Consider the following 6,384-nt stretch of genomic DNA (forward strand, 5'->3'; position numbering starts at 1 on the left):
AAGCATCGTCATCTCGACTGGAATGCAGTGGAATGGAGAGATCTATCTCGAGATAGATTTCTCGACTACGCTGCACTTCGCTCGAAATGAAGGTTTTATATTAGAAGAGATGATAATCTTTTAATCCTGTTTTTTCGGTTCGTCCAAATAACCGTTAAAAACAATAGGTTGTTTATTGATGCTGCTTGCTGTTAACGAGGCATAACCATTTGTAGAAATATTGATCGTAAACCTATAGTTTTCGCGCTGTACATCCTTGGTATTGATCTGTATGGTGTAAGCACCTCTTTTATTTTTCGATTCGGTATAGGTAAAATCTTTTGAGGTAAATTTAATGCCGCCCTGGCTGGGATCCATTGGTGCAGAAAAGGCCCTTCCATAATAAGGCAGATAAGCAACCACGCTATCTTTCGTTATTTTTACATCGTATTGCGATCCCGTTAAGTTAATGGTAGCTCCTCCCTGGCTTCCGGGCATCATGGAGAGTACCCTGCTTACATCCAGGTTCGACATTGGCAGTGCGGTATTGGCAACAAAAGTATAGTGTTTATCGGCTACAATTTTTACGGTAGTTTCTTTATTGGTTTGGGCGAATGATTGAACCCCAAATGCTAGAAAGCCAAGGCTCAATATTAAATTTAAACGTTTCATAATGTGTGTTTTAAATGTGTAACAATTTAAAGATGCACAGATTTGAAAGATTCCATAATAGTGCCAAAAATGGAACGTAGCGTAAATTTAACGAATTTATGATTGATATTATGGATTTACCTTTTCCAAATAGATCGATTTATACAAAGAACTGGTTTTTTCATCTTCAGAAGCACCCAATGCGGTAAATTTATACTTCCCGGCCGGAATATGCTGAAGCTCAATTTCCCCATTCTCATCAGTGATTAATGTAATTGAACTGCTTCCGGAACTTTTGCCCCCTTTAACCAAAATGCCACCAATTGGTGAGCCCGCAACCCTCGAATTTGGATTGGTTGAAGGGACAGAAACTACAAACTTGTAATTTCCTATAGCCGTATTATTAAATTCTATTTCCCCGTTTTCGTTGGTGGTCAGCGTAATCTGGTCTCCTGTATTTTTACTTCCCTTTACTACAATGCCACTGATGGGCTGTCCGGCTGCAAAATTAATCTCCCCGGTTGCTGCATCAAGTTTACCTTTTATCGATTTCATAATGCATGGGAAATGCGATTCAGGGTAGCTGAGTTTACAATACTCGCAGTAATGCCCCTCTTGTAAACTGGTTTTTGGTTGTCTTGTTGATTGTTGTGTTTCCGTTAATGTGTTAGTTTTAACCTGAGCCAGTACAATAAATGAAGTAAATAGCAGGAATGCCGCTATAACAGCCCTTTTTTTCATTGATATTCGATTAGAACAGTAAAATTAATGAAAAAATATGGTTCCTGCTAGTTTTGAGCCGTTTAATGATTTTATGTATTACTTCTTTTTCGATGCTTTTGCAAAAGGATTAAAATCCAGGGCAAGTTTAACCCAGAAATCGAGCTCGTCGTTCCGGCTTAATACATCTTCCGAAACCGAAATATAACCTTTCATCGGCCGACCGCCCATTACCATTTGTTCCCAACCATCTTTGTCCGATAAATTTTCAAGGCTATTCGGATCGAGCCGCACCATCATACCATTTTTTGAAACACCAATACACATTTTCCCGTTCACCATAAACACTAAACCGGTAAACATCAGTTTTTCTTCCACATCTGGTATGTGCATTAAACGTTCGGCCACGCGGAGGGCAAGGGTTTCGTTATACTTCATGATTTAAAATTGTGTGCGTTAGCTGTACCGTATTTGATGCCCGTAGCGCGGAAATATTTTCTGATCAGCTCAAATTTGTTTTCGCAAAGTTCCCCAATACCTATCTTTTCTGAGCTTTCTTCTGTTCGTTGACATTCGAAACAGATTTCTATATACTCGGCTATCAATCCATTTTCATCTAAAAACACAACTGCATTTCTTGGATTATAGCAGCGATATCCACCTGCTTCTCCTAAAAGATATCCTTTATAACTTTTGGTAGATGTATAACCAAAATTGTAGAGTACATTGGTAAGTTTATCCACTTCCAAAGCTGACAATATTTTTTTTTCTTTTATTCTTGCTGAATCTAATTTTTGTTTTTTTTCCAGCAACGCATGATAAACTTCTTCCTTAACCGGGGCATTGATTGGAATTTTAGAAGTATCAGTATACACAATCTCAGCACTTATATCTGGTGGTTCAAAAGAGATCAGCATAACCGTTTTGTACCGGTTAAAAGGGAAAAACTTTAATCTATCTGCAGGTGAATATTTGTTTCGATGCATACATGCAATTCGTTTCACCAATATATCGTAATCAGCGCTCGTGGGTGGTGCGAGTGGCGGTGGTGGGACGCTGTGTTTTTTCTTCTGCGCAAAACACGCAAAGCATAATAGGCAAAAAATAAAGGTTAATTTAGTGCGGTACATTAGCTGTTTTTCTTAAAATTAATGTTTAAAAAGATATTGAACAAAATAATTCCCTTAGTTTCTCTATTTCAGTAAATTTGCAACATGTTGTTAAACTGTTATCAGGAAGAATTATTAGAGGCTGGATGTGATGAAGCCGGAAGAGGTTGCCTCGCCGGACCTGTTTTTGCAGCTGCGGTAATTTTGCCGAAAGGTTTTGTACTCGAAGGTTTAAACGATTCGAAGCAGTTATCGCACGATCAAAGAGCTTTATTAAGGCCAATTATCGAAAAAGAAGCTTTGGCCTGGGCAGTTGCTTCCTGCGATCATGAAGAAATAGACCGCATCAATATTTTAAATGCATCTTTTCTGGCCATGCACAGGGCAATTGAGAAACTGCAAACCCAGCCACAATATCTGGTTATCGATGGGAACCGTTTTAAAACCTATCCAAAGATTCCACATAGCTGTATTGTTAAAGGTGATGGTAAATACCTGAATATTGCTGCAGCCTCGATACTGGCCAAAACACACCGCGACGAGTATATGACCAATCTGCATGCTGATTACCCGCATTATAACTGGATGCAGAATAAAGGTTATCCAACAACGGCACACCGTAGGGCTGTAATCGAGATCGGCCTGTCGCCTTTTCACCGCAAAACTTTTAATGTAAGCGATCCTCAGTTGGATCTGTTTTCAAAAAACGCCTAAAATTTTGTAATTTCACAACATTGTGAAAATTCTGTTGATTACCAAGCGGATTCCCTTTCCGCCAAATAGTGGTTATCCCATTGTGGTTTATAATACCATAAAAGGTTTGCTGCAGCTTGGCGCAGATATCACTTTGTTCAGTTTTAACCCCACAAAAGGCCGCATTGATATCGAAGATATCTACGATCCTATTTTTGAACAGATTAAATACCATACCTACGATTTAGATACGGATGTAAATGTGTGGTCGGCATTTTTTAACATTTTTACCAACGAATCGTATAACGTTTCGCGTTATTACAGCGAAGATGCAGCGCGGCAACTGGAGAATGTGCTGCGAGAAAATGCTTTCGACATTATCCAGTTCGAGGGGCTTTTCGTGGTACCCTATTTAGATGTGGTGAAGGCAAATAGTAACGCCAAACTAATTTATAGGGCACATAACATTGAATTTACCCTTTGGGAGCGTCTTTCCCATTTAGAAAAATTTCTCATCAGGCGTAAATACCTTGCTTTTTTGGCCCAAAGACTTAAAGCTTACGAAACCGATCAGATTAACCGTTTCCACCAGATTTTTGCCATCAGTGAGCCCGATAGGCAAAGTATATTGCGCTTTGGCTGCGAAGTGCCGATGTCGGTTTTTCCGGTAGCCATCGATCTGGAAAAATATAAGGTAGATAAAACCAAAACCAGTTTTCCTACACTCTTTCATTTGGGCGCGATGGATTGGCGGCCCAATCAGGAAGGTTTAGAATGGTTTCTGGATGATATCTGGCCTGATATCGAAAAGCTGAACAAAGACCTGCGTTTTTATATTGCCGGCAAAAATATGCAGAAACATTTCTTCGAGTACGACTCAGAAAACCTGATTGTAGAAGGCGAGGTTTTTGATGCCGTGGAGTTTATGAACTCAAAAGCCATTATGATTGTGCCGTTAATTTCTGGTACTGGCATGCGGGTTAAGATTATTGAGGGTATGGCCATGAAAAAATGTATTATTGCGACAACTACCGCTGCTGAAGGTATTAACTACAGGCACGGCCATGATATTTTAATTGCCGATTCGGCTGATGAGTTCTACCGCTCCATTTTGCAGTGTATCATCAACCCTAAACGCTGGATGGAAATAGGGGAAAATGCACGTAAAACGGTAGAAAACGACCACGGTGTTCACCTGATCTCGGGTAAAATGCTTAAGATTTACGAGGAGTTGGTGAGTGCTTAGATCTACTTATGAGTTGACAACTTTTATAGGCATTAAGAATGGAAGTTGTCAACTCTGGATTTCAGGTTATAGACTTAATTTTTTATCCTTTACAAATTCGTTAAAATATTTTTGTTCTATCTTCTCCTCATCTGATAAATCTTCGAATTTAGTATCCGACATACCGATTGGAGAATAGAACTTCCATTTCCAGGTAGGGCGATGTTTAACAAACAAATGTTTTTCGAGAAATTCGTCATGAACATAAACTCCACAGAAAAATCTGAAAATGATAGCACTGCCAATTAGTGTAATTAAAAGTATACTTTTTTTATTCATTACCCCTAAGTTATTGTTTTTTGATGTTTATCTATTTTATAAGTGGGTAAGTTCATGCAAAACTCCATTAAAATTAAGCCAGAATTTTGTCTTTTTCTTAGTAGTTTTGCGCCCAATAAGAATAAGTAAAAAATTGTTATAATTTGCAGCTTACTAAGCTGATAAACAAACCAAAACTGCTTCATTATCATAAAAAATAAAATTCACGGATGAAAAACACCGCATTAACAGAAAAACACATCGCTTTAGGCGCTAAAATGGTTCCATTTGCAGGTTATAATATGCCTGTTACTTACGAGGGTATTAACGCCGAACATGCAACTGTTCGTAATGGTGTAGGTGTTTTTGATGTGAGCCACATGGGCGAATTTATCCTGAAAGGCGAAAATGCATTGGATCTGATTCAACGCGTAACCAGCAACGATGCTTCCAAATTATATGATGGTAAAGTTCAATACTCATGTTTGCCAAACCAAGATGGTGGTATTGTTGATGACCTTTTGGTTTATAAAATCGATGATAAAACTTATATGTTGGTGGTAAATGCATCAAACATCGAAAAAGATTGGAACTGGATCCAACAGTTTAATACCGAAGGTGTAGAAATGCATAATATTTCTGATCAAACTTCTTTGTTGGCTATCCAGGGCCCTAAAGCGGCAGATGCTTTGCAAAGCTTAACAGATGTTGACTTAGCATCAATGGAATATTATACTTTCGTTAAAGGTACTTTCGCTGGTATTGATAACGTAGTAATTTCTGCAACAGGTTATACCGGTGCCGGTGGTTTCGAGATTTATTTCGAAAACCAATATGCTGATCAGATCTGGGATGCCATTTTTGAAGCCGGAGCGCCATATAACATTCAACCGATCGGTTTAGGTGCCCGCGATACCCTTCGTTTAGAAATGGGTTTCTGTTTATATGGAAACGATATCGACGATACTACTTCGCCGATTGAGGCCGGTTTAGGCTGGATTACCAAGTTTTCTAAAACATTTACCAATTCGGAAGCATTATTGGCCCAGAAAGAAGCGGGAATCCAAAAGAAACTGGTTGGTTTCGAAATGATCGACCGTGGTATTCCACGTCACGATTACCAGATTGCTGATGCTGATGGCAATATTATCGGTAAAGTAACATCGGGTACTCAAGCCCCTTCATTGCAAAAAGCAATTGGTATGGGCTACATCGCAAAAGATTTCACCAAAGAAGGAACAGAGGTTTTTATCCTCATCCGCAACACGCCAATTAAGGCAAAGGTGGTTAAGTTTCCTTTTTATAAATAGGAGTATAATTAAAGCAGCAATATTTGTGAACTGATGAAACCAGAAGAAAATAAATATAACGAGCTGCTTTACCACATTGGATCTACGCTACAAACAGCTAAGCAGAATGCTGTAAAGGCTGTTAACGTTGAGCTGATTATTGCCAATTGGAAAATTGGCCGGTATATTGTTGATTTTGAACAGCACGGTAAACAAAGGGCTGAATATGGGACAGAGTTATTGGTAACACTTTCCGCAGATTTGAAACTGAAATTTGGCAAGGGATTTAGCAGGTCGAGTTTGCAGCTTATGCGTTTATTCTATATTAACTACCCTAAATTTCAACCTTTAATAGATGAAAATTTAATTCGCCAGACACTGTCTGGGGAATTCTCAAAAA

Annotated in this window: 9 protein-coding genes; 4 read left to right on the forward strand and 5 right to left on the reverse strand. The window is 38.8% G+C overall.

The genetic code is table 11. The features are described 5' to 3' along the window. Positions 1–120: 120 nt before the first annotated feature. From B2V92_RS02985 to B2V92_RS03000, 4 genes are all read right to left on the reverse strand, one after another. Positions 121–651: a DUF4251 domain-containing protein gene (locus B2V92_RS02985; RefSeq protein ID WP_293304694.1), complete on the reverse strand. Its 531-nt coding sequence runs from the start codon at positions 649–651 to the stop codon at positions 121–123. A gap of 108 nt (positions 652–759) precedes the next feature. Then, positions 760–1,371: a carboxypeptidase-like regulatory domain-containing protein gene (locus tag B2V92_RS02990; protein ID WP_293304695.1), complete on the reverse strand. Its 612-nt coding sequence runs from the start codon at positions 1,369–1,371 to the stop codon at positions 760–762. Between the two features lie 78 nt (positions 1,372–1,449). Then, positions 1,450–1,788, reverse strand: a complete 339-nt coding sequence (locus tag B2V92_RS02995; RefSeq protein WP_293304697.1) for a TfoX/Sxy family protein — start codon at positions 1,786–1,788, stop codon at positions 1,450–1,452. Then, on the reverse strand, positions 1,785–2,267 hold the full coding sequence (locus B2V92_RS03000) for a hypothetical protein (RefSeq protein ID WP_293304699.1): 483 nt from the start codon (positions 2,265–2,267) through the stop codon (positions 1,785–1,787). The genes B2V92_RS02995 and B2V92_RS03000 overlap by 4 nt, the downstream gene beginning before the upstream one ends. A 297-nt stretch (positions 2,268–2,564) precedes the next feature. On the opposite strand from B2V92_RS03000, the gene B2V92_RS03005 reads away from it, so the two are divergent. Next, a complete protein-coding gene (locus B2V92_RS03005) occupies positions 2,565–3,173 on the forward strand; it encodes a ribonuclease HII (protein ID WP_293304700.1) in 609 nt (202 codons plus the stop codon). Between the two features lie 22 nt (positions 3,174–3,195). After that, a complete protein-coding gene (locus tag B2V92_RS03010; RefSeq protein WP_293304702.1) occupies positions 3,196–4,398 on the forward strand; it encodes a glycosyltransferase family 4 protein in 1,203 nt (400 codons plus the stop codon). Positions 4,399–4,464: 66 nt separating this feature from the next. On the opposite strand, the gene B2V92_RS03015 is transcribed toward B2V92_RS03010, so the two are convergent. Next, the gene (locus B2V92_RS03015) at positions 4,465–4,716 is read right to left on the reverse strand and encodes a hypothetical protein (RefSeq protein WP_293304704.1); all 252 of its coding nucleotides are present in this window, start codon (positions 4,714–4,716) and stop codon (positions 4,465–4,467) included. A gap of 209 nt (positions 4,717–4,925) precedes the next feature. Here B2V92_RS03015 and gcvT point away from each other — a divergent pair, with 209 nt between their 5' ends. Beyond that, a complete protein-coding gene (gcvT, locus tag B2V92_RS03020) occupies positions 4,926–6,005 on the forward strand; it encodes a glycine cleavage system aminomethyltransferase GcvT (RefSeq protein WP_293304706.1) in 1,080 nt (359 codons plus the stop codon). Positions 6,006–6,038: 33 nt separating this feature from the next. Then, positions 6,039–6,384: DUF1016 N-terminal domain-containing protein (locus tag B2V92_RS03025; protein ID WP_293304708.1), on the forward strand; the 346-nt coding region annotated here is incomplete at its 3' end.

Source organism: Pedobacter sp. UBA5917 (assembly GCF_002432345.1).
Classification (GTDB): Bacteria; Bacteroidota; Bacteroidia; order Sphingobacteriales; family Sphingobacteriaceae; genus Pedobacter.

Excerpts from the sequence above, each read along its gene's own strand:
- B2V92_RS03005 (WP_293304700.1), top strand. The coding sequence starts at position 2,565 with ATGTTGTTAAACTGTTATCAGGAAGAATTATTAGAGGCTGGATGTGAT.
- B2V92_RS03000 (WP_293304699.1), bottom strand. The coding sequence starts at position 2,267 with ATGCTGATCTCTTTTGAACCACCAGATATAAGTGCTGAGATTGTGTAT.
- B2V92_RS03015 (WP_293304704.1), bottom strand. The coding sequence starts at position 4,716 with ATGAATAAAAAAAGTATACTTTTAATTACACTAATTGGCAGTGCTATC.
- gcvT (WP_293304706.1), top strand. The coding sequence starts at position 4,926 with ATGAAAAACACCGCATTAACAGAAAAACACATCGCTTTAGGCGCTAAA.
- B2V92_RS02990 (WP_293304695.1), bottom strand. The coding sequence starts at position 1,371 with ATGAAAAAAAGGGCTGTTATAGCGGCATTCCTGCTATTTACTTCATTT.
- B2V92_RS02995 (WP_293304697.1), bottom strand. The coding sequence starts at position 1,788 with ATGAAGTATAACGAAACCCTTGCCCTCCGCGTGGCCGAACGTTTAATG.
- B2V92_RS02985 (WP_293304694.1), bottom strand. The coding sequence starts at position 651 with ATGAAACGTTTAAATTTAATATTGAGCCTTGGCTTTCTAGCATTTGGG.